Raw genomic sequence first — 21132 nt, forward strand, 5'->3', positions numbered from 1 at the left:
ACCTACCGAGCTTCCTGCTCAGAGAGTGACTTGCGGAGCCTGCCTCAACCAACCTTGGACATCACTGGTCTTCCCACGAGCGCTGTCAGTGCAGGCAGCCTCTTGCTCCGGATGTAGTCGATGCTTCCCACCAGATACACGCTGTCTCTGGCCCGGGAAATGGCAACGTTCATGCGTCGGTCGTCCGCATAGAACGTGGCGGGCCCGACGGTACGCACGAACGAGAAGAAGACGACGTCAGCCTGCCGTCCTTGGAACGCATCGACGGTATCAACCTCGATCGTCAGGTGCTCACGGAAATCGAGTTTTCCCAGGGCAAGCTTGAGCTGCCTACACTGCGCGCGGTACGGCGTGATCACGGCTACGCTCAGCCGCTTGCCGTCGCTGAAGTAAGGCTTGGACTCTTCGCCTTCAGGCGTGGGGGTGCTGTCATTCAGCATCACATCACCAGATTTTGCAGCATCACCACCACCGGCGGCGGCATTAGCAGTCACCGCAGCTTTCGCATCGCCAATTTGCTCACACATGGTCTTCAGGCGATCAACGATGATCTGAATCTCGCGCTGGTTGATAAGTGTCTTCTCTACTTCGTTTTTGCGTTCAGGGGGAACGAAGTAGCCCTTGGAATCGTAAGTCAGCCAGGCGAAATGCTCGAACAGACCATTACCTTTCGTGCGGCTGTGGGCGAGGCTGTTGTTGTAGAAGTGCTTGGAGATGAATTTTCCGATCTCAGGCAGCATTCGGTACTGCTTCAGCAGCGTGCCTTTCATGTGCCCCGGGAAGTTTTCAAAGATGCGCTCGATGACGCCGCCTCTGATGAGCTTCTCCTGGGCTTTATCGAGTGCCGATAGGGCTGAAGACTCTTCCTTGCAGAAGGTCGGTGGCAATTGCTTGTGGTCGCCGACCAGGACGCATTTGCGGGCCACTGTGAGTGCCATGAGCCACTCGGGCAGAGTAGCTTTGGAGCATTCATCGACAATGGCCAAGTCGAACATGTCGCTGTCCTTGTCGATGAAGTGATCCACCTGGTTGCAGGTAACGCCGATGATCTGATAGCGGTCGGCGAGGTTGCGCACTAGCCACCGGGGAAGATCGACGCTCCCGTCGCTGTTCGTGCGTCCGCGATCCAGCTTTTGCCACAAACGCTCTGTGAGCTCTGGCGCTTTCTCCCAGGCATCTCTCCATACGGCATCAGCCCGATCAAAAGCTTGTACTTCGATGGCTGCTGGGTTTTCCAAGGTGGTGACCATGAAGCGTGGGTAGCGCATCACCATGGACATATCGGAAGCTGAAAGGTGCGTGGTCAGGCGATCAAGAGCGTTGTCGACTGCGACGTGTGTTTCGGAGCTGATGAGGATTCGCGCTTCGGGTTTGCTACGTAGGGTCTGGAGGATGATCTCCACGATTGCGGTGGTTTTACCGGTGCCAGGAGGCCCTTGGAGGAAGAAAATGTCTTCGCAAGCCAAGGCTTTCTGGATTTGGGAGTAGGCATAAGTGTCAGCCAAGTAGCACTCCTGCATCGGAGCGGTGGCATGGATGGCCATCGAATCGTGCAGCCCCAGTTCGGCAAGTTCAGCTCCAACCTTCGTTTTGCGATCGGTAGCGCGGGCGTTGCCTGCCGGCTTGCTGTCCGATGCATCGTCTGTGGATTCAGCCGCCTCGGTGTAATACTTGGCCAGGGTGTTGTTGTGAGCGACGTTGCAGTTGGCACCACTGCGGAATCGCAGGACATACTTGATCTGTCTTTCATACTTTGCGCGGGTGATCGGATCGGCTGTCATCTCGACAAGCTTTACCAAGTACTCCAGCCAGTCGTCGATGTGATCGAGGAAGTCTGGATTCGGCGCGATAGGGGAAGGAGATGTGCTCAGGTCTTCCTGGTTGAAGTGCTCTTTAGATGTCATCTCAGATCACCTCAACTTTCGGCTTCAAGAGCGACAGTGCGCCCGCTGGGTTTCGTACGCCAATGCCCATCAGAATCTTGCTCATCAGTGGGTCGTTTCGTTCCAGTTGCTCGATGCTCAACGGCAGTTCAAGCACTTGGCCAGCCGCGAGTGCCTCAACGATACGCATGTCATCATCGATGGAGAGCGTGTCCATGTTGAGGTGTGCCATTTCCGCTGCGAGCAATTTGTCCAAGCCCAAGACAAGGCGGTTGACCGTAAATTGGGGCAGCGCGTTGATTAACTCATCGTTGGTGGTGTAGCCCAGTCGCACGGCCTCGGAAATGGCGATGAAGCACTCCCTGAATTGCCAGGCACCCCATTGGAAGCTGAGCTTCACGCGTGTTGTGCTTGATGTGCTCATGGTTGCCTCCTTGCTGGGTGACGCACTGACTTCGTTGCCAGGCCGATCGCTGGCCAGTAGATGTCTGTGTCGTCGCGCGAGAGCAGGGTGAATACCTGCTCGATGGTTTTTGAGGGGTGTAGGTCGTTGATCCAGCCCATGAGTTTCTTGATTTCATCGCGACGAGATGTGAACACCTGACGGGCCTTGAAGAAGTTGTCCTGGTGTTCGCGGGCGGCTGCCAGCGAATGTACAATCTCTGAGCGTGCTTCCTTGTCCGCATCGAGTGTGGAGAACTCTTTAAAGTCGTGGGCCCACTTGATGCGTGTTTGGATAATCGTCCTACGATGTTTGAGGTCTGATGTTCTGCGCTTGGCGTCTTCCCAGTCGGGCCTCGTATCGATGAGCACCTGATTGATTTCCCTGAGCGTACCGCCATCGGGCATTTGTGAAATCCACAGGTTGGCCAGGGGCGAATCGCTGTCCGAGAATTGGTAATAGTTCTCGAAGATGTCCTGCAGTGCTCTGAATTTGGTACCGCACTGCTCGTAGAGGGCCTTCACACGCTGTCTCACGAGCTGGTGTTGCTCACTGTTTCGCTCCTTCTCGGACTTGAGTTCGGATGTGGAAATTCTGAAGTCACTTAGCTGCTTTCGCAGCTTGCTCTGATAGCTTTTGATGCGGCTCAGATCGCGTTCATAGTCCTTTGCATCGGACTTGACATCTCGTGCAAATTGTTTGACGAGCTTGGTGATCTCGGGGGTTGTGATGCGAGGCGGACGGTTCGCAATTTCCGCTTGCCAGGTACGGCGTTCCTCGGCGCGGGAAAGCCGGATCATCTCTTGATTGAGTTCATCCAGGTACGAAATCGTCGACCGGATGACTTGGGTTTTGTCTCGCTCAAGATTCCAGCGCAGCTCGCTGATGTTTTTGCGCAGCCAAGCCTCGACACACAGGAACATGGCCTGTGGGAGGTCTTTGAGATGGTCGATGTAGTCTGTGGTCTTCTCGATGTGATCGTTGAGGAACTCAACATACTGCTTGAGCTCCTCTTCGCGCAGCTTGGCGAGCTGCTGGATTTGCAGCTTGTAAGCGTCGGCTTGAGCTTGAACCCGAGCCTGGCTAGCCGCTGCCTCGCGTTCATACTCGTCGATCATGCACTGCGTTTTCTGCAGGTGCTTATCCAGGCTACGGCTGGTGAAGTAATGGACAAGTTTCTTTAGCATCCTGGGCTCCTTGCACTACGGGCGCACAAAAAATTCGTATGCCTGATCCCAGGACGTCTGCTCAGGCAGCACATCCGTGAGGCGGACATCGATCGTGGCCAGCATCGTCCGTGCGATTTTGTCGGTGTCACCACCCTCTAATGCAGTCGCTTCAAGAGACTGCTGCAATGTTTTGAGCTCCTCGCGATAGGAGTCCATGCGCGCCTGTTCGAGTTGCTGTTCGGTACTGGCAGCCTGGAGCGCCTTGCGGTCGCTGAGAAGGGTGTTCTTGATAGGGGTGAACATGAGGAACTGAAGCTCCAAGTGAGCGTTCAGGTCTTTACTCAGCATCTGGTAGCGCTCACCGGCCTGTCGTGTGATCTCTTGCCGTTGACGCTCGTAGTCTTCTTTGATCTGGAGAATCTTCTGCTGATAGCTGGCCTTAAGCTGATAGAGGGCCTCTGCCTCTTGGGAGGGCAAGCTGGCGATCTGCTTTTCGATTTGCTTCTGCACGGCCATGAGTTGACCTTTGCGAGCACGGTATTCCGAGAACACCGAAATACTCCCGGAAAACGGCAGCATGTCCTTCCACTCGAACTTGAATTCGGACATCGTTCCGACCAGCCCAGCGTACTGCGACAGGTTGATCGAGCCGTTGGTTAGCTGGGACATCGCAGCCTGCATATCCTCCATCGCCAGCTTTCTACCTTGGCCTGCGAAGTGGCCGACATAAGCAGAGACAGCGAACGAGAACCCAATCGAGAATACGGCGCCCAGTGCAATGGGGCCAAGGGCCCCAAGCGTGGTGCCAAACAGGGCGGTGGAGGCGATCTCGGAGGCCACCCATTGGCCCAGGAAGGTCGCCGTTGCGGTACCTGCGCTATACGCCAAGGATCCACCCACGACCGAAACCGTGGTGCTGATCATTGATCCGCCGAACTCCAGACTGTCGATTTCACCTCGCGAAAACTTGTAGATGTTCTGGCCAAGGCTTATCGCGATGTTGGCGACAGCCGAAGCGACGTTGCCTTTGATCAGGTGGCCACCTGCGTTCTTGAGTACGGTATGCGAGGCACTGTCGATCAGGTTCTGGCCCAGGTGCTGAATGCCAGTAACCAAAACGGCATTGCCGGCGCCCTTTATCGAGCTCAGAACAATGCGCTCGGCTGCCTCGTAGCACTGCTCCATCGTGAGGGGTTCATCGCTGCGCATGATGCCAAGTAGCTCGGACGCGGCGCTTAGCGTTGCACCACCGATAGCCCCAGCCTTGGCCGCATTCGCGTATTGCATGCGAGTGAACTCAGCGCGCACTCGGTTTTTTTCTGCGTACTCCGGGCCTTTATCTTCCTTGGTGGTATCTTTGACGAGCTCCTCCGAGCTGCCTTTACCACGACGCTTGAGTGGCTTGCTCTTTATGTCAGGGCGATCGTCCGAGTGAATCGAGTCATCCAGGGTCTCAGCAGTCTTCTTGTAGTTCTTGCTGACCTCGGGTCGCTTCTGGGCGTTTTTGGTTGCTTCATTTTTGGCAACGGTTCGGGCGTCAGCGAGCTGCTCCTCCGGGATGATCTTGCCAACGTCCTGATAGTCACCATGGTTGATGGCTTTGGTGCTGTCCTCGGCAGTCTTGTAGAACTTGAGCTGGTAGTCCTTGGAGCCATCAGGGGTGTTGATGCGAATGTCGGTGACTGGATCGTTGTGTCGCCCTACATCCAGCGTGGCTCGGTGGTTGTTGGCGCCCTTGCCAGCTGCTTCGATGTTGTACGAGCCCGCGTGGTGAGCTTCAGCGATTCGACCCTGCTGTTTGTCCAGGGCCCAGTTTGCATACTCACCATCTTTTCTCGTGATCGATTGCTTGAGCATCACCGAGTATTGATCCAATGCATCGGTCAGGAACTGGTTCTGCAGTTCGTTGAAGCCAGCCTGCGCATAGAGGACACCCTGTTCGAGGGTCTCTTTCGTGTCCATGTCATCTCATCCTTCAGATAGGCCTAGCCGGCATAGCCGCTGTCTCTGCCTGCGGCAGTCCACCCTAATGCATCGGCGCGCATGCGCTCCTTGATGTGGTTTACCATAAAATAATGGCGAAATGCCATTTTTGGTTGATGGCATTTTCACGGAGGGTGGCGAAGTCGCCTATTGAGGGCGCCGATGAAGAGACAATCCTAAGGTCGCCCTTTTAGCTCATTACTTTGGGATAGGGCTTGGCTGATTAAAAAGCCTTGATAAACGCTCCTAGAAGCACGTGATCATTCTCAAAATGTTCTCGGTTGGCCTGTACTCAAGGCCAACATTCATCCGGATAGGACGGTGTGTATCATGCCGAGAAAGTTCAATTACGACGTTAAAGCTCATAACGTCATGTTCTTTCTGATAACGAAGGCCGTAGATATAGTTGTCTTCGATCTTCATGCGGATGAGAAAAGCCAGTTCGTCCTTTTCAATGTCTGTGATCCCTCCTTTTACAAGCTTGCCAGCGGTGATCAGGTAATTGAATTTGGCGTCTTCGATGAAGACATCCATTTCAGTGAGTTGGGATACGTTATCGGAAATGGCGTTTAGCGAAAAATAGGTGTCAAACTCTAAGCCCGGTATCGGTTTCCTTTCTATCTTGTAGCTTAAGAAGTGACTGAAGTAATGCTGTTGGAAGCTTTTGATTTTGTAACCGTAATTCTCGAATGAATAGCTTGTTATGTTTACGTTTTCGTCATTCGAACGATCGTCTTCGTGTGCGACAATCATCATATTACCATGTTTGATGCACTGATTTGCCAGAACCGTTGAAAGATATGACTTCGCTCGCGACTCATAGGTGGTGGGAATATATCCAATGTATGCTTGGTCTGGTGAAAGACTTTCGTTGATCCGCTCCAGCGACGCATTACTTAGATTGTTGACGTAAATGCAGAAAATATTAGTGCTGTGTTGATATTCGTACGATCTTGCTAGAATTAATTGCTCCTTGAGAATTTCATAGATTCGTTGTTGCAGTTCATTAGATCCAACAAGGTCTCCAACCAGGATGCTGTGAGAGCTTCTAGGGTCGAGTAGACGTAAGAGCTTATCCATGGCGACACGTCCATAGCTGTAATCATCTATCATGGTGGAATCGAAAAGAAAAGCTGCCTCATCCTTTTTGGTGGATGGGACGAGTGTCGTTCTGAGGGTCTCATAATTTACTCCGCTTTTGGCGAGGCTCTGTACAGTGGTGCCGAACATCCATTGGATTTCTTTTCGCATCCTGGGGGCTGGTATCTTGTAATGATCACCCACTGACTCCAGAAATACGTTACCCCGAGCATTGAGTGTAAAAATGGTCGTCATAGTAATTATTCCTTTGATCTTGAGTGCCTCTCAGGGAGGCTGAATTAAAGTAATTAATCATAACTCATCAAGCGAACGCTATGTCTTGGCAGCGTGCTGGCACCAATACTAAGCGTCATATGCTTTCACTGCACTCATGGATCTTTGGATTTCTGCAACTTGCCTTGGACTTGCATGCTCATTTTGGTGGGCTGAGGAGCAGGAGATGATAAGTCAGAAACTGTCTCCGTTACGGAGTACGGTCAGAATTAGACTTTTGTTGTTGAATTAGTTGATCTTATATGTTTTGGATATTCGCCAAAAGCTTTGGCTCGGACTGGAGGTGGGACCGTGTACGCATTAAGTGGAAGTGCAAGAATCCATACTAAAGAGCGGGGTTGGGCAGAAGGTCAAGATATTACTAAACTCAATCCCAATATGCCTGTGATAAAAATGGATTGTAGCGATATAGTTGAGTGTGCTCAAAAACTATGTGATAGGTGAGGTTTCATGAGGCGTGGCGAGTTGATTGTTCTCCACGCAATCCTATCGCACGCTTGGTTCGTATTCGTCATATATGTTGCTGTATTCGTCGCATCGGCTGCATAGTTCGCCATTCTCAGTTTCGTAAGTTTCAAGAATTTTATGGCATCCGGTGCATCGAGCTATATGATTCTGATAGGAGCATAAGTGACAATGTTCTTCTTGAAGGTCGAACAGTGGGTTGCCACAACCTCCACAGTTTTCAATGATCTCGTCATCTTCGTAAAAATCTTCCTTTGTGGATCTTAGCTCTTCGCTAAGCAATTCTACAAAGGAGTCGGAGCTATTGCAGACGAGGCAAGTATATCTAAATTCGATGTTGTCAAATGGAATCCTTGCCTGCATATCCTCTCTATTGGGCTCCAGCAATGGGGAGCCACAGTATTGGCAGTTGCAGCACTCAAATAGCATCAGCGTGTGTTTGAGAAGACCGATGCCCTCCCACTTTCGACGAGATTCATTAAGGTTGCGTGCGAAGAACTCATGATTCCTTAACATGGTTTCCCAGGCGTCACCCAATAAGGCGGCTGGGTTCTCTTCTAGCTCGTTCGTTATAAAGTCTTTCAGTAGTGGGAAGAGTTCTAGTAGGAATTTATTTATGTCTTCAACAGGATGTTTTGGATGGAGGTGTTCAAGGTCGTTTCGGCATCTTTGCAGTTCGTTGACAGCTTTCCAGTTTGTGTTTATGCCAAGTCCATTGAAGTGAAGCTCTATGTCTGCAACATCAATCGTCTTGTTGCGCTCTAGTTCAGGGCGCCATTCGATGTTGTGGCTGCTTGTACGATAGGGTTTAAATTTTCTAGCTTTGTAAATAAGCGTTGCTGCATGCTCTGGAGAACGAGCGAGGTCTGCAATTTTATATTTGAAAAGTAGAAGTACGCCTGCAAACAAGTTTCTAGCTGCTGAGATTGCTCTCAGCGGATTTCCAGACCTTCCTTGGCTGAGCTGGTAATCTTCTATCCCTAGTTTCACAGATGCGATTGCGTTTTGTAGAACTTTTTCTTTGTCAAGAGTCGGGGTACTTGCAGACATGCGTTGGCCGTTCCTTGGTCGGGCTGGGAGATGCTCGACTCTACTGAATCTCTCAAGCATGCTTCAAGGGGGCACTGAATATCAAGCGTCGAATTTACTGGCGTGGGAGTGCGTTCTGTCGGTCGATTCAGATAGGCAGCGAAAATTTCGCCTCGCAGGTGCTTTCATCGGTACCGAGGTTGGTATTGGCCGCTCGTGCGTGTGGAATGGAGTGAAACATGTCAATGAGGCAAGTGGAGGCCGATAAACCAACTGAGGTTGAGTCGCTTGAGCTCAACCAGAACGAACGGATGCTGGGTGGCTGCCTGCGCTGCAGAGCGCGCTGTTGAACGAGAGCTCCACGCTCTTCTGGCGCAAGTTCTACCAGAACGGCAGCCACGCCGGCCTCATCCTCTACACGACCGATCCGGCCCACAGCGAGAAGTTCGTCGACGACCTGCGGGATGCGATGAAGAACAGCAAAGGGCCAGGCAATTTCCGCAATCTGTTCATGTACGCGCCCAACGGGAAGACGGTATCCAGCTGCTGCCGATCAGCGAAGTGGCGGCCAAGGATGACTTCGGGGCGATAAAGAACATCAGCCGGGATGACCTGCTCGCAGCCCTGCGCATTCCGCCGCAACTGATGGGCATCGTGCCCCAGAACGCTGGCGGCTTCGGCTCGATCAAGGAGGCGACGGAAATTTGGGCGATGAACGAACTAGAGCCTGTCCAGACACGTTTGGCTCAGGTCAATGACTGGATTGGAGAGGAGGTGGTGCGTTTCGCACCATTCGAGATACCAGCGCGGGGGTGAAATCCCCTGCGCAGTGAACGAGGCGCAGTGGAAGACCTGAGCAGCCTGCGACGAGTTGGTGCTGAGTGCAAGCTTTGGCATTGTCAAGATTTTTGAGCGATGTCTTCTTCCAGTTCGCGTACGGCCTTTTTGATTTTGATCATCAATAGTCGTTCGACTTTTGAATCGGAGAACTTATCGACTAGGTCCCCGTACCACATTTTAAGCCTTTCGCGCTTCTGTCCTATGGTCATGTTGTCAAAATTTGGAATGTATTTGTGCTCTTGCTTTTCGCCGTGTTTGAGCTCGTAAAAAGTCTTGATCAATGACTTCAGCTTGATTTTCCCTGTCAGGCCTGCACGTTCGATTAGCTTTGATATTGTATGGTTGATGCTCCTTAATTGAGTTGTTGTTGATATCTGAGAGAAATAGGCGACCCACCCTAAGCGCTTCCCTTCCAATATGCATCCGGTGATTCTCAAGTTCAATTTCCATGAGCAATAAGCCACGGCTCTTTCTTTATCCTTCTTGGATCTCGCTGCCGCAAGCCTGTGTCTATATGCGGTGAGGATATTTGCGAGCGAGGACTCAAAGCGCAAGATGCTGGATTGCTTAATTTGTATCTGGTTTTTATCTATTTCATAGCCTAGAAAATCAAAGGGAACGGAAAGTTTGTCAATTTTTGATTTTGAACCGGCTTCGATAGCGTGCGGTGACAAACCTAAGCGCTTAAGATCATCGATTATCTGATCTGCAATATCTGCTGACCGTCCTCGAGTAGTTAGTATCAAGATGTCGTCTACGTAGCGCTTGAACCATATCGTATTGTCACTTTTGTATTTGCAATCAATCGTCTGCAGGGCTGTTTCCGCCAAAATATTGGAGATTGCAAGCCCTTGAGGGATGCCTCGCATGTTTTTAGGGGCATTTTTCCCGCCCTTAGCCTCAGGAACAGTCGCAGTGGTGATCGCTGCATTTATAAGCTCTCGAAACTCAACTTTCCGTATTTTGTTCTTTATGGATTTTTCTATGAGCTCATGAGGGATTGATGGGTAAAATTTCTGCAGGTCAACTTTAATGTATTCTGAGTATTTGCCGCTGGCCAAGGCGGCGCTAAGTGACTCAATGACTGTTTGTGGAAGCGCGAGTTTTGATTCTGGGAATATAACTGCCAAGGAGTCGCAAAGTGCACGGAGAACTATCCTGTCACGAGCAGTAGGGATTGAGATCTGCCGAGGGCAAGAGGTGGCCCCCTTCAGTATTAGCTTCTCTTTGTAAGGCGTGAATTTAAATGCGCCTGACTTGACTCGCTCAGATATAAATTCAACTTCGCTCTTGAGTGTTTTTTCAATGTTGGCCGGTCTAACCCTGTCAATGCCGATAGCGCCAGAGTTTTTTATTCGGTTTTTGTAGATCTCGGATAGACTGCGCTTTGAGAATTTTCTATTGAATGTTGATGAGGCACTCATGAGAACTTCCACGCGTAAATTGCAACTGCGGCTGGGGTTAGATATAAGATTATGCTAAATAACCAGCGTCTAACGAGCCAGAATGCTACATGCAAATATTCGTCCCATGTGGGGATTCTGCTAGTAAGTCCATGTGAGAAAACCCTGGCGACGCGGTCGTCAGTCTCGGTGTGATTTTCGCACTCCGCCAATATAGCATCATATTGGGATTGATGGGGGGCCGCGCTTGATGAGTTGGATGGTATCGAATTGTATAGGCGCTGAAGCTCAAGGTAGTTTCGGCGCATTTGGATTGCTCGTCCTTTGAAGTCTCTATTTGCTACTGCTAAGGAAACGCCAAGGAGACCAATCGATAAAATTGCAGAAAGAACACTCGTGTCTTTTCCAAGTAGTTCCGGATATTTGATGGTGGACACAGCAAGAGCTGCCCCCAGTAGTGCATACCAAACCAGCAGCAACTGGGAATGAAAGTCAAGCCATTCAAGTCGTTTATGAGCTTGGATGCGTGCTTTGTACGTAAACCAGACTTTGTCGCGCAATTTCAATTCCTTTTGAAAAAGAGGGGCGTAGGACAGTTTGAGTATCGTTGAACATCCCTAAGGATCCGGAGCTTTCGCTCACAGCCGAAGCTGTAATTATTAGAACCGCCCTCACGAAGGAGAGGAAGAACCTACGCCCCTCTGTAGGCATCTTACTTCGCCCCGAGACGTCTGCCTAGTCCATGGCTGGCCAAATGCCAGAGATTTCTCTGACCGAAGTAGAAATGCTTCAAGCGAAATCGGTGAGCTTTGAAAGTGCGGTTTACCTACTTCTGCCCTGGCGCGCGCAATCGTCCCCCCGCCGCGCCCGCGGTCTAAACGTGTCGGAAATTCTGCATCCTTGCACCTAACCCCTGGGGGCCTTGGTACAGGCTTGCGTTGGATTAGAGGTGAACGAAAATCCCTGCGGAACCCTGCGCAGAGGGTGTGTCTGGCGGTGCAAGGGCAGCAGTTTAAGCCTTTTTCAGGTGGACTCATAAAAAAAGGTAATTTCGGTAAGGGGGTGTCGCTGAGTGCCTCGCAAGCCCTCTACTACAAGGCTTTCATCGATTACCCAAAAAGGTAATTTGAGGTAAGTGGAAAAGTAATTTTTAGCTAACCAATTGATTTTAAAGGATATGAAGTTTCCCGCTGCCTACCCCTTCAAGAGGTAATCCGATTACCTTTCAATTACCAATAAATTACCTTTTTCAAAATCTCTACAGCTCTTGATTTACGTGGCTTACAGAGCGTTTCAGAAAACCAATTACCAAAATTACCTTTTTTTGAGGGGTCAACCTAAAACGGCGGTGACCTATGGGCGAGCCGTGCCGGCGGGTGACGTAGACGCCCACGCTGGGAACACCTAGGGAACAAAAACACACGCACACACACTCGCTGGCCCACGGAAATCAAGGCCTCCAGCCCGGCCTGTGCGGATCCGTTGAGTTCGAATCTCTACGCTTCCGCCATTAACTCTCATTAACGACCTGATTTGTAGGGGCTTTTTTGTGTCTGGCCGGTTTCGGCTCAAACCCGAGCTGTACATTGGCCCTGGCTCGCATCCGGGCGATCAAGACCAGGCTCGACAACCCCATGACGCCCCGCACACCACTACCCCTCCACAAACCGCCCAACAATCTCATCCAGCCGATCACAGCACCGCTCCAGCTCTCGCCTCGAACTGGTCGCAATACCAAGCAGAATCCCGCTACTGGCCTGCGCCTGATCCAGATACCACGGCGACAATGCCCCAGGCGACATGCCGAACATCGACGCCTCTCTGACAATACTCACATCCGGCGTCCCAGCCGGCAGTCGCAGCAGCACCGCCAGCCCGGCGGAGCAAATGTCGGCGCCCAGTGGCCTTTCTTTCAAGGCGCTGAGCAGTTCGTCACGCTGGCTGCGGTACAGGCGTTTCGCCCGGCGAAGATGGCGCAGGTAATGTCCCTGCTGCATGAATTCTGCTGTGGCCAGTTGCACGGCCGGGCCCGGCGCGGGGCTCAGGCAGGCGGCGACTTCGCCGAGCCTGGGGGCCAGTGCCGGTGGGGCGATGAGGAAGCCCAGGCGCAGCGCGGGGCTGATGGTCTTGCTGAAGGAGCCGATGTGCACCACACGGCCATTGCGGTCCAGTGAGGCGAGGGCGGGTGCGGCCCTGGACTCCAGTTGCAGCTCGCTGAGGTAGTCGTCTTCGATGATCCAGGCGTTGTTCTGCGCGGCCCAGTCGAGCAGGCTCAGGCGCCTGGGCAGGGACAACGTGACGCCCAGTGGAGCGTGCTGTCCGGGGGTGACCAGCGCCACACCAGCATCCGGCGCCAGGCGCAGGCCTTGTTCGACATCCATGCCCGATGCGTCCACCGGTACGGGGACCGGCACCAGCCCGGCGAGCTCCAGGCCTTTTCGAGAGAACGGAAAGCCAGGGTCTTCGATCCAGGCCTTGCGGCCGCCGATGCCCAGCGTCTGCAGAAGCAGGCCGAGCCCGCCGGCAAAACCACTGGTGATGATCACCTGTGAGGGCAGGCACTCGATGCCTCGGGCGATGGCCACATAGGCGGCCACCACCCGGCGCAGTTCCAGCTCGCCCCGCGGGTCGGGGTACTGGATCGAGCCGCGCATCTCCGAGCGCATGGCATGTGAGCGGATTTGGCTGAACAGCCTCGCTGGCAAGCTTTCATGGGCCGGTACCCCGAGCTGGAAGATTGCGGGGCCTGCGGTGAACTCGCGGTACAACTCCATGAACGGGGTTTCGCGCGGGGGTGTTTCTTCGCGCGCGGGGAGTGCTGGCCGGTCGCAGACGCGTGTGCCATCCGCCCGTGAGGCGACCACGAACTGGGCATCCACGAGCATCTCGTAGGCGGCGCGCACGGTGCCGCGCGATACGCCCAACTGGGCGGCGAGGTCCAGCCAGGAGGGGAGGCGTGCGCCAGGCTTGAGTACGCCGGATTCGATCGCGGCACCGATGCTGGCGCGGATCTGCTCGGTCAAGGGTGTTTTTGCAGCGCGGTCGATGCTGACGTTGAGCGGCATGAGTATTTAGGCCTGGACGCGACGAGGTAGCCGCCTGGTACATGTAAAAAAGGTGTTTTTGGTGCTTTTTAATGTACCAGATAGCACCGAGACTGACGTTGCCATTCATTCTACGAGGAACTCTTGATGAAGCGTTTTTCGCTCACGGCTACCCTTTTTGCCGGCGTCCTGTTGGTCGCTTCGCTGACGGCCCAGGCGCATGGTGTCGGCGAGGTAGTGACGCCCAACTTCGAACATGCCATTCCCAACATTCCAGGCAAATCGCTGGTGGCGGTCGAGGTGGACTATGCGCCGGGGGCACAGTCGCCTTCGCATGTGCACGCCCAATCGGCATTCATCTACGCCTACGTCGTATCGGGGGCCATCGAGTCCCAGGTCGATGATGGCCCCAAGCAGGTCTTCAAGGCCGGTGAAAGCTGGTACGAGAACCCCGGCGCGCGTCATACCGTGAGCCGCAATGCCAGCAAGACAGCGCCTGCGAAGTTGCTCGCGGTCTTCATTGTCGATAGCGATGACAAAGCCCTCACCACACCTGTCGCACACGCCGGGGAGAAGTAAGATGACCAACCGACTCGATTACAACCAACTGGCACCCGGTGGGGCAAAGGCCCTGGGAGGGGTCTACGCCTATGTCATGCAGAGCGGCCTCGATGCAACGCTGGTAGAACTGGTCTACCTGCGGGTCTCGCAGATCAACAACTGCGCCTATTGCCTGGACATGCATACCCGCGACCTGATCAAGAAAGGCCAGAAGATCGAGAAGATCGCCCTGGTCCAGGCCTGGGCAGAATCGGCCGATCTGTTCGATGCGCGCGAGCGGGTGGCACTTGCCTGGGCCGAGCAGGTCACGCGAGTGGCGCAGACCGGTGTGCCGGATGACGCCTATGCGGCAGCCCGCCTGGTGTTTGCCGAGCGCGAGCTGATCGACCTGACGATCGCCATCAGCTTGATGAACGCCTACAACCGTATGGCCATCAGTTTCCGCAACACGCCCAAGGCCGTCGGGGAGTTGGCGCGATGAAGGTGCTGATTGCCGGCCGCCAGACTCGGTGACCTCAGAACAGGCGTTGGTCAGTTTTGGCAGGAGGCGCTGTTCTATCATGCAGCGATGCGGGGTGCGTTCAATGCTGGAATTCCGACCTGCCACAGGCCGTTGACCTTTATTGTCCTGATGACCTGTTGTCCTGCGCAAAAAGCCCTGGCATGCCAGGGCTTTTGTTTGCGGATGAGCCAGGGCCGGTCAAAGGTGGTCGGCATCCACCACCGCCTGCGCGAAGGCTGCAGGTGCCTCCTGCGGTGGGTTATGACCAATCCCGCCGGTCAGCAAGCGATGCTCGTACTTCCCGGTAAAACGTTGCCGATAGCCGTCTGCCGGCGGATGTGGTGCGCCGTTGGCGTCGCCTTCGAGGGTGATGGTCGGTACCGTGATTGCGGGGAACTTGGCCAGTTTCGCTTCCAGCGGGTCGTATTGAGTCTCGCCCTGCGCCAGGCCCAGGCGCCAGCGGTAGTTGTTGACTGTGATCGCCACCTGGTCAGGGTTGTCCAGCGCCTTGGCACTGCGATCGAAGGTGGCATCGTCGAATGCCCACTTCGGCGAGGCGAGTTGCCAGATCAGCTTGGCGAAATCATGGCGATTCTTTTCATACCCGGCACGGCCGCGCTCGGTGGCGAAGTAGAACTGGTACCACCATTGCAGCTCGGCACTGGGCGGCAGCGGGGTCTTGGCGGCCTCCTGGCTGCTGATGAGATAGCCGCTGACCGAGACCAGCGCCTTGACCCGTTCGGGCCACAGGGCCGAGACGATGTCGGCGCTGCGCGCACCCCAGTCGAAGCCGGCGAGCACGGCCTTTTGCACGTGCAGGGCGTCCATGAAGGCGATCACATCGCTGGCCAGGGCCGAGGGTTGAGCGTTGCGAGGTGTCTTGTCGGAGAGGAAGCGGGTGTCGCCGTAGCCGCGAACATAGGGCACCAGGACGCGATAGCCCTTGGCAGCGAGCAGGGGCGTCACGCTTTCGAAGCTGTGGATGTCATAGGGCCAGCCGTGCAGGAGGATGACTACGGGACCGGCGGCGGGGCCCTGTTCGACGTAGGCGACATCCAGCACGCCGGCCTTGATGTGCTTGAGCGGGCCAAAGGTGTCGTGAGCGGTTTGCGTGCTTGGGGCGGCAGGCATTGGGTCGGCGGCGAAGGCTGCGCCTGTGGCAACGAGGCTCAGCGGCATCAGTACGGCGGCGAGCAGAGCGGGGTATCTGAAACGGTGAGGGCTGGACATGGACATTTCCTTGGCTTGGCCGTGGGGCGGGGGTGGCACCAGTAAAATGTCGGGGTGTATCAAGGATGTGTCTGATGACGTTGGGTGTGGTTTTCCTACGTATCTGCGCTGGGTTTTGATACGTAAACATACAAAAGCGGGGGGCACAGGTAATGCTCGGTTAAGCGAGGTGTGACGTGTGATCGCGGTGCGAAGCTGAGCCGCTGCGGTTAGGATGTCGTCCTCTGCTTATCGAGACACGGACCTGCCCCATGAATACGCCTGTTTTCCGCCCCGCCACGCCTTCGGATGTGGACCGCTGCTATCACATCGAAACCACTGCCTACGAAGGTGACGAAGCGGCCACGCGGGAGAAGATTGCCACGCGCATCGCCCAGTACCCGGAGGGTTTCCTGGTCCTGGAACAGGACGGTCAAGTGGTGGGCTTCATCAACAGTGGTTGTGCCCATGAGGTGGTGATGTCCGATGAGGCGTTCAAGGAACTGGTCGGGCACGATGCCCAGGCGCCCAATGTGGTGATCATGTCGGTGGTGGTCGATCCGGCGTTTCAGGGGCGCGGTTTCGCCGGGCAACTGATGACGCGCTTCATCACGCAGATGCGTGAACGTGGCAAGGCGACCATTCACCTGATGTGCAAAGACCAGCATGTAGGGTTGTACGAAAAGATGGGATACGAGTACGTAAAACCTTCCAGTTCCGATCACGGTGGTATGGCTTGGCATGAAATGGTCATGAGCCTCTGAGCGACTGCCAGGACTGATTCTTCTATAGCCAGGGAGCGGCATATGAAATACGTGGTGATCGAAAGCCATCGCAGTGAATACCCTCGACCCATCAGCTTCGCCCGAGGGACGTTGTTGCAGATCGGGCAGCGTTACGAGGGCGAGGAAGACTGGCAGGACTGGTACCTGTGCAGTTGTGAGGGGCAAGAGCCAGGCTGGGTACCGGGGCAACTGATCGAGCGGCTGGGTGTTGGCCAGGGGCGGGCACTGGAGTCGTACTCGGCCTATGAGCTGGACGCCGATCCCGGGCAGGTGATGGTGGGGCTCCGGCGCTTGAACGGCTGGCTCTGGTGTCGGCGCCAGCGCAACGGTGAACTGGGGTGGTTGCCGTTGGAAAAGTTGCGACAGATGGACTGAACGATCAATCTGATATGCTTTTTTTCCAGCAACCTGAATCTGTAACCGTATCAGCCAAGGCCTGACAATGCCCCTCAAGCCCAGCCGTACGAAGCGGTATGCGCTGGGCAAGCGCGGCTGCACCGTATCCCTGACGGGCAGCTCTGCCGTTCAGTCCCCACTTTGTCGAGGTTCCAATGGGCAAGCTTGCGTTGTTCCTGGGTGGTTTCCTGATGCTGACGATCCTGATCGGCTTGCTGGGTACCATCCCGCCGGGCTGAAATGCCCGTCCCACTTTCCCGAGCCCGTCTACCCGTGAGACGGGCTCGATGCGCTTTACCTCCTGCTACGCCTCTCATCGACTTTCCGTCGGCTTCTTGTTGATATTTATTCTTGTTTGATGACCGCTCGTGTAATCTCCCGCGGCCGTTTTCGGCCCCTGAGCGTGGGGGCGTCTGGAGTTTTGGCTTGACGGCAGCCCACCTGTCTCGGAGTCGTACATGGAAAGCAAGAAGGGCACTGCAGCGATGCTGGAGTGGCGGGAGCGGTTCGTTGGCACAGGTATCGCCAGCGAACGGGATTACGAGCAGGCACTGGTCTGTGCCGAACAACTTGAGCAGGCCGGGGCGATCAACGTTGGCGAGTGGATCGAATTGGTCAAGCTAGCAAATGCTGCACTGGTGCGTGTGCGATAAGTCGTTATCTGGCCTCGGAATTCTGTCCACAAAAAACGTGGGTAGGTCTGTGGATAAAACGCTACAAGCCAGGAGTGAAGCGGCCTTTGTTAAATTGAGCAGAATTTGTACAGCGCCATCTTGGGGTCAGGGACGTGCACGACGCAGCGCTTGCAGCAGTTCACGGACCCGAGCCGGTTGTTCGCCTGGCGGATAGAGCGCATGCATCTGTGGATCCTGGCCGCTGCTGGAGGTCAGGTGATACGCCGGACATACCCGCAGCAAGCGCCCGGCCTGCACTTGTGGTTCGCCCAGCCAGTCGGCGAGGCGGGCGATGCCGGCGCCTGCCAGCGCGCTTTGGTACACCGCAGTGCCAGCGGACAGGCGTAGGCGCGGACGTGGTCGCAGGCTGGTGATCTGGCCATCGCGGCAGAAATGCCAAGCCTTGAGAATGCGGGGAGCGGTGTGCAGGATCAGCGCATGGCCGCCCAACTCCTCGGGTTCCAGTGGCAAGCCGTGTTGCTGCAGGTACGCCGGGCTGGCGTACAGGTGGCGGCGGTAGTTCCACAGTGGGTAGCCGATCAGTTCGCTTGACTGGGGAAAGGCGCCGCGCACGACGAAATCGAACTTGCCTTGCATCGGGTCCAGGGCCTGGTCGACGAACTGTACGTCCAGGGTTACCTGGGGGTGACGCTGGGAAAAGTCGGCGAGTACCGCTGGCAGTACTTTCTGGCCTAACAGCTCGGGCACTGCGAAGCGGATCCAGCCTTGTGCCGAACCGCTCAGCGCCGCCAGCTCATCGGCGGCATCACGTTGCACCTCCAGCAAGCGTTGTGCATGTGGCAGCAGGTGCTCACCGGCTTCGGTCAGGGTCACGGCGTTGGCACTGCGATTGAGCAGGCGGGTGCCAGCGTTGTCCTCCAGTGCTTGCACCGCGCGGGTTACGGCGCTGGGGGAGCGCCCCAGCGCGCGGGCGGCGGCAACGAAGCTGCGCTTGTGGGCGACGCTGACGAAGGCCTGTATTTCGCGCAGCATGTCCAGTGCCATGGCGAGTTCCTCATTGCGGTTTGTGCAATATGGCATTTCAACACAGGTGCGGCCATTTGATTAGGCTTTGCGCACGCTCTCTCTGCCTGGAACCTTTCAAATGACGGATATCGTCCTGTTGTCCCTGTTCGCTTTCGCTGCCGGATTGATCGATGCTGCGGTCGGCGGCGGCGGGCTGATCCAGATTCCTGCATTGTTCAATGTGTTGCCCGGTGCTCAACCGGCAGCGCTGCTGGGCACCAACAAGTTTGCGTCGGTGTGCGGCACGGCTTTCGCTGCGCGCTCGTTCATTCGCAAGGTCAGTCTCGACTGGGGGCTGATCGTGCCGGCGATGGCCAGTGCCTTTGTGATGTCGTTCGTCGGGGCTGCGACCGTATCGTTGGTCCCTCCCAGCGTGATGCGCCCAGCGGTGCTGGTGCTGATCGTATTGATGGCGATCTACACGTTCTGCAAGAAGGACTTCGGTGCCGTGCACACACCGACGCGCATCGGCCGCAGGGAACAGTGCCTGGCGGTACTGATCGGCGGTGCCATCGGTTTCTATGACGGTCTGTTCGGCCCTGGCACGGGCAGCTTCCTGATCTTCCTGTTCATCCGCTTTTTCGCGCTGGATTTTCTCCACGCCTCGGCGTCGGCCAAGCTTGTGAACATCGCCACCAATCTCGCAGCGCTGGTGTTCTTCGTTCCCTCGGGTAACGTGCTGTGGGCCATTGCATTGCCGATGGCGGTGTTCAACATCCTGGGGGCTTTGACGGGTACCTGGCTGGCGGTACGCAAGGGGGCAGGGTTCGTGCGCGGGCTGTTCCTGGTGCTGCTGTGCGTGCTGATCGGCAAGCTTTCGTGGGACCTGATCGGCTGACTCAGATGACCTGGCGCTGGGCCTGCTCGACACGATTGCGGCCATGGGCCTTGGCGCGATACAGCGCCTGGTCGGCGTCGGCCAGCAAGGCATCAAGGTCGGCTATCGGTTGGCTATCGTTGCAGCCACTGACACCGATGCTCACGGTGATACGCAGTGGCACCTCGCCTTGCACCATCTGCAGGTCCTGCACGGCCCGGCGCAGACGCTCGGCAGTGAACGCGGCCTGTTCAGGAGCCAGCCCCGGAATGACGATGACGAACTCCTCGCCACCCAGGCGTGCGAACAATTCGCCATCGTGCAGTTGGTCCTGCAGCGCCCTGGCGCATTGGCGCAGGACGTAGTCGCCGACGGCGTGGCCATGGCGATCATTGATGGCCTTGAAGTAGTCGATATCGAGCATCATCAAGGTCAGCGGCAGCGCCTGGGCATGCTGCTGCCGGCCTTCGAGCAGGGCGTTGGCCTGGCGAGCGAAGGCGCTGCGGGTCAGGGCGCCGGTCAGGTGATCGATGGTCGCCTGGTGCGCCAGGCGCGACAGCAGGGCACGGTTGGCATTACTCACACAGGCCACCACCAGCGGCCCGAGCACCAGCATGGCGATGCCCAGGCGAGCCGACATCAGCGCAGTGACGCCAGGCTCGCTCTGCGGCACGCTGAAATGCATCAGGTTCTGGGCCACGGCAACGATGAGGGTGCTGCCCGCTGTCAGGGACAGCAACGAAAGCATGAAGGGGGAATAGCTCAGGGCGCACCACAGCAGCGCAGAAATGGGGAAGGCGATTGCGCCAGGGCCGCCGAAAACGATACTGAGCACCAGCGACGCCAGCAGCACCAGCAAGGGTGCCAGTCGCACAGGCAGCCCTCCGCTGCGCACCAGGGCCGGTAGCGACGGCGCAGTGAGCATGATCGGCAGCACGAGTACGCTGGTGGAGAACTGTTCGCTGAACCAGGCCAGCCAGGTGGCGCGCAATGACTGATCGAACCAGGGCGCGGCCATCACGCAGGCGAGGCTCGCAGCCACCACGGCCCCTGCGGCACAGGCAGCGAACACGCGCAGTACGCCGTGAGGTGTACGCAGGCGCCGGTGGGAGCGGGGCAAGTGCGCCAACAAACGCCAGAAGGTGACGATCGCACCGACGTTGCACAGGTTGAACCACAGGGCCGGGCGCCACTCGCTGCCACAGATCAGGTCGGCACTGACCATCGCCACGTACATCAGGGCCACGCCCAGGATACTGCCCTGGCGCGGATGGCGCAGCAGAACCCCGGCCAACACCGCATTGACCGGCCAGAACAGCGACAGGGATTCGATCGGCCTGGCCAGGATGCCGCCCAGCGTCAGGGCGAAGGTCAGGCCAAACAGGATCAACGGAGGCAGCAGGCGCGACTGGGCTGAAAACACCATGGGCTCGACCGACAAGCGGAAACGTAATCCAGGACGACTACAGCGAACACCTGGGACACATGGCTTGCAGTGTGGTTCATGAAACGAATTGATGTCAATTGGAT

18 protein-coding genes and 1 pseudogene are annotated in these 21132 nt (G+C 55.9%); 7 read left to right on the top strand and 12 right to left on the bottom strand.

What is annotated here, in order from left to right:
- Positions 1 to 44: 44 nt before the first annotated feature.
- From VA602_RS19145 to VA602_RS19170, 6 genes are all read right to left on the bottom strand, one after another.
- Positions 45 to 1904 (bottom strand): DEAD/DEAH box helicase, encoded by a 1860-nt coding sequence (locus VA602_RS19145; RefSeq protein ID WP_323453991.1) that lies wholly within the window; start codon positions 1902 to 1904, stop codon positions 45 to 47.
- 1 nt (position 1905) lies between these two features.
- On the bottom strand, positions 1906 to 2307 hold the full coding sequence (locus tag VA602_RS19150; RefSeq protein WP_323453992.1) for a hypothetical protein: 402 nt from the start codon (positions 2305 to 2307) through the stop codon (positions 1906 to 1908).
- Positions 2304 to 3512, bottom strand: a complete 1209-nt coding sequence (locus VA602_RS19155; RefSeq protein WP_323453993.1) for a hypothetical protein — start codon at positions 3510 to 3512, stop codon at positions 2304 to 2306. Before VA602_RS19155 ends, VA602_RS19150 begins: the two co-directional genes overlap by 4 nt.
- A gap of 15 nt (positions 3513 to 3527) precedes the next feature.
- Entirely contained in the window at positions 3528 to 5456 is a 1929-nt protein-coding gene (locus VA602_RS19160) for a hypothetical protein (protein ID WP_323453994.1), read from the bottom strand.
- Positions 5457 to 5723: 267 nt separating this feature from the next.
- On the bottom strand, positions 5724 to 6812 hold the full coding sequence (locus tag VA602_RS19165; RefSeq protein WP_323453995.1) for a hypothetical protein: 1089 nt from the start codon (positions 6810 to 6812) through the stop codon (positions 5724 to 5726).
- Positions 6813 to 7337: 525 nt separating this feature from the next.
- Positions 7338 to 8366 carry a hypothetical protein gene (locus tag VA602_RS19170; protein WP_323453996.1) on the bottom strand — a complete coding sequence of 343 codons (1029 nt, stop codon included), beginning with the start codon at positions 8364 to 8366 and terminating at the stop codon, positions 7338 to 7340.
- Positions 8367 to 8664: 298 nt separating this feature from the next.
- On the opposite strand from VA602_RS19170, the pseudogene VA602_RS19175 reads away from it, so the two are divergent.
- A pseudogene (locus VA602_RS19175) lies at positions 8665 to 9161 on the top strand (phage portal protein); the annotation flags it as partial.
- A gap of 83 nt (positions 9162 to 9244) precedes the next feature.
- Here VA602_RS19175 and VA602_RS19180 read toward each other — a convergent pair.
- From VA602_RS19180 to pdxR, 3 genes are all read right to left on the bottom strand, one after another.
- Positions 9245 to 10609 carry a reverse transcriptase domain-containing protein gene (locus tag VA602_RS19180; RefSeq protein WP_323453997.1) on the bottom strand — a complete coding sequence of 455 codons (1365 nt, stop codon included), beginning with the start codon at positions 10607 to 10609 and terminating at the stop codon, positions 9245 to 9247.
- Positions 10606 to 11154: an SLATT domain-containing protein gene (locus VA602_RS19185; RefSeq protein WP_323453998.1), complete on the bottom strand. Its 549-nt coding sequence runs from the start codon at positions 11152 to 11154 to the stop codon at positions 10606 to 10608. The genes VA602_RS19180 and VA602_RS19185 overlap by 4 nt, the downstream gene beginning before the upstream one ends.
- 1086 nt (positions 11155 to 12240) lie before the next feature.
- Positions 12241 to 13653, bottom strand: a complete 1413-nt coding sequence (pdxR, locus tag VA602_RS19190) for a MocR-like pyridoxine biosynthesis transcription factor PdxR (protein ID WP_323453999.1) — start codon at positions 13651 to 13653, stop codon at positions 12241 to 12243.
- Positions 13654 to 13779: 126 nt separating this feature from the next.
- Here pdxR and VA602_RS19195 point away from each other — a divergent pair, with 126 nt between their 5' ends.
- Positions 13780 to 14211: a cupin domain-containing protein gene (locus VA602_RS19195; RefSeq protein WP_323454000.1), complete on the top strand. Its 432-nt coding sequence runs from the start codon at positions 13780 to 13782 to the stop codon at positions 14209 to 14211.
- Position 14212: 1 nt separating this feature from the next.
- A complete protein-coding gene (locus VA602_RS19200; RefSeq protein ID WP_323454001.1) occupies positions 14213 to 14674 on the top strand; it encodes a carboxymuconolactone decarboxylase family protein in 462 nt (153 codons plus the stop codon).
- A 219-nt stretch (positions 14675 to 14893) separates the two neighbouring features.
- Here the strand turns inward: VA602_RS19200 and VA602_RS19205 are convergent, their stop codons facing one another.
- Complete coding sequence (locus VA602_RS19205; RefSeq protein ID WP_407682518.1) at positions 14894 to 15925, bottom strand: alpha/beta fold hydrolase; 1032 nt, start codon at positions 15923 to 15925, stop codon at positions 14894 to 14896.
- Positions 15926 to 16176: 251 nt separating this feature from the next.
- Between VA602_RS19205 and VA602_RS19210 the strand changes: the two genes are divergently transcribed.
- The 3 genes from VA602_RS19210 (at position 16177) to VA602_RS19220 (ending at position 17738) form a co-directional block, all read left to right on the top strand.
- Positions 16177 to 16668 carry a GNAT family N-acetyltransferase gene (locus tag VA602_RS19210; protein ID WP_063544307.1) on the top strand — a complete coding sequence of 164 codons (492 nt, stop codon included), beginning with the start codon at positions 16177 to 16179 and terminating at the stop codon, positions 16666 to 16668.
- 42 nt (positions 16669 to 16710) lie between these two features.
- Positions 16711 to 17064 carry an SH3 domain-containing protein gene (locus VA602_RS19215; RefSeq protein WP_054892690.1) on the top strand — a complete coding sequence of 118 codons (354 nt, stop codon included), beginning with the start codon at positions 16711 to 16713 and terminating at the stop codon, positions 17062 to 17064.
- Positions 17065 to 17543: 479 nt separating this feature from the next.
- Positions 17544 to 17738, top strand: a complete 195-nt coding sequence (locus VA602_RS19220; RefSeq protein WP_063544312.1) for a hypothetical protein — start codon at positions 17544 to 17546, stop codon at positions 17736 to 17738.
- A 126-nt stretch (positions 17739 to 17864) separates the two neighbouring features.
- On the opposite strand, the gene VA602_RS19225 is transcribed toward VA602_RS19220, so the two are convergent.
- Positions 17865 to 18764, bottom strand: coding sequence for a LysR family transcriptional regulator (locus VA602_RS19225; protein WP_323454002.1), 900 nt, complete (start codon positions 18762 to 18764; stop codon positions 17865 to 17867).
- Between the two features lie 100 nt (positions 18765 to 18864).
- On the opposite strand from VA602_RS19225, the gene VA602_RS19230 reads away from it, so the two are divergent.
- A complete protein-coding gene (locus tag VA602_RS19230; protein WP_054892693.1) occupies positions 18865 to 19623 on the top strand; it encodes a sulfite exporter TauE/SafE family protein in 759 nt (252 codons plus the stop codon).
- Position 19624: 1 nt separating this feature from the next.
- Here VA602_RS19230 and VA602_RS19235 read toward each other — a convergent pair whose 3' ends face one another.
- Positions 19625 to 21043 carry a GGDEF domain-containing protein gene (locus VA602_RS19235; protein WP_323454003.1) on the bottom strand — a complete coding sequence of 473 codons (1419 nt, stop codon included), beginning with the start codon at positions 21041 to 21043 and terminating at the stop codon, positions 19625 to 19627.
- Positions 21044 to 21132: the final 89 nt, after the last annotated feature.

The organism is Pseudomonas machongensis (genome assembly GCF_034961125.1).
In the GTDB taxonomy this organism is placed as follows: domain Bacteria; phylum Pseudomonadota; class Gammaproteobacteria; order Pseudomonadales; family Pseudomonadaceae; genus Aquipseudomonas; species Aquipseudomonas machongensis.

What these genes read in the sequence shown, in the direction of transcription:
- VA602_RS19215 (WP_054892690.1), top strand. Translation starts at nt 16,711, where the DNA reads ATGAAATACGTGGTGATCGAAAGCCATCGCAGTGAATACCCTCGACCC.
- VA602_RS19225 (WP_323454002.1), bottom strand. Translation starts at nt 18,764, where the DNA reads ATGGCACTGGACATGCTGCGCGAAATACAGGCCTTCGTCAGCGTCGCC.
- VA602_RS19195 (WP_323454000.1), top strand. Translation starts at nt 13,780, where the DNA reads ATGAAGCGTTTTTCGCTCACGGCTACCCTTTTTGCCGGCGTCCTGTTG.
- VA602_RS19145 (WP_323453991.1), bottom strand. Translation starts at nt 1,904, where the DNA reads ATGACATCTAAAGAGCACTTCAACCAGGAAGACCTGAGCACATCTCCT.
- VA602_RS19230 (WP_054892693.1), top strand. Translation starts at nt 18,865, where the DNA reads ATGACGGATATCGTCCTGTTGTCCCTGTTCGCTTTCGCTGCCGGATTG.
- VA602_RS19200 (WP_323454001.1), top strand. Translation starts at nt 14,213, where the DNA reads ATGACCAACCGACTCGATTACAACCAACTGGCACCCGGTGGGGCAAAG.
- pdxR (WP_323453999.1), bottom strand. Translation starts at nt 13,653, where the DNA reads ATGCCGCTCAACGTCAGCATCGACCGCGCTGCAAAAACACCCTTGACC.
- VA602_RS19210 (WP_063544307.1), top strand. Translation starts at nt 16,177, where the DNA reads ATGAATACGCCTGTTTTCCGCCCCGCCACGCCTTCGGATGTGGACCGC.
- VA602_RS19170 (WP_323453996.1), bottom strand. Translation starts at nt 8,366, where the DNA reads ATGTCTGCAAGTACCCCGACTCTTGACAAAGAAAAAGTTCTACAAAAC.
- VA602_RS19180 (WP_323453997.1), bottom strand. Translation starts at nt 10,609, where the DNA reads ATGAGTGCCTCATCAACATTCAATAGAAAATTCTCAAAGCGCAGTCTA.
- VA602_RS19150 (WP_323453992.1), bottom strand. Translation starts at nt 2,307, where the DNA reads ATGAGCACATCAAGCACAACACGCGTGAAGCTCAGCTTCCAATGGGGT.
- VA602_RS19165 (WP_323453995.1), bottom strand. Translation starts at nt 6,812, where the DNA reads ATGACGACCATTTTTACACTCAATGCTCGGGGTAACGTATTTCTGGAG.
- VA602_RS19220 (WP_063544312.1), top strand. Translation starts at nt 17,544, where the DNA reads ATGGAAAGCAAGAAGGGCACTGCAGCGATGCTGGAGTGGCGGGAGCGG.
- VA602_RS19205 (WP_407682518.1), bottom strand. Translation starts at nt 15,925, where the DNA reads ATGTCCAGCCCTCACCGTTTCAGATACCCCGCTCTGCTCGCCGCCGTA.
- VA602_RS19155 (WP_323453993.1), bottom strand. Translation starts at nt 3,512, where the DNA reads ATGCTAAAGAAACTTGTCCATTACTTCACCAGCCGTAGCCTGGATAAG.
- VA602_RS19160 (WP_323453994.1), bottom strand. Translation starts at nt 5,456, where the DNA reads ATGGACACGAAAGAGACCCTCGAACAGGGTGTCCTCTATGCGCAGGCT.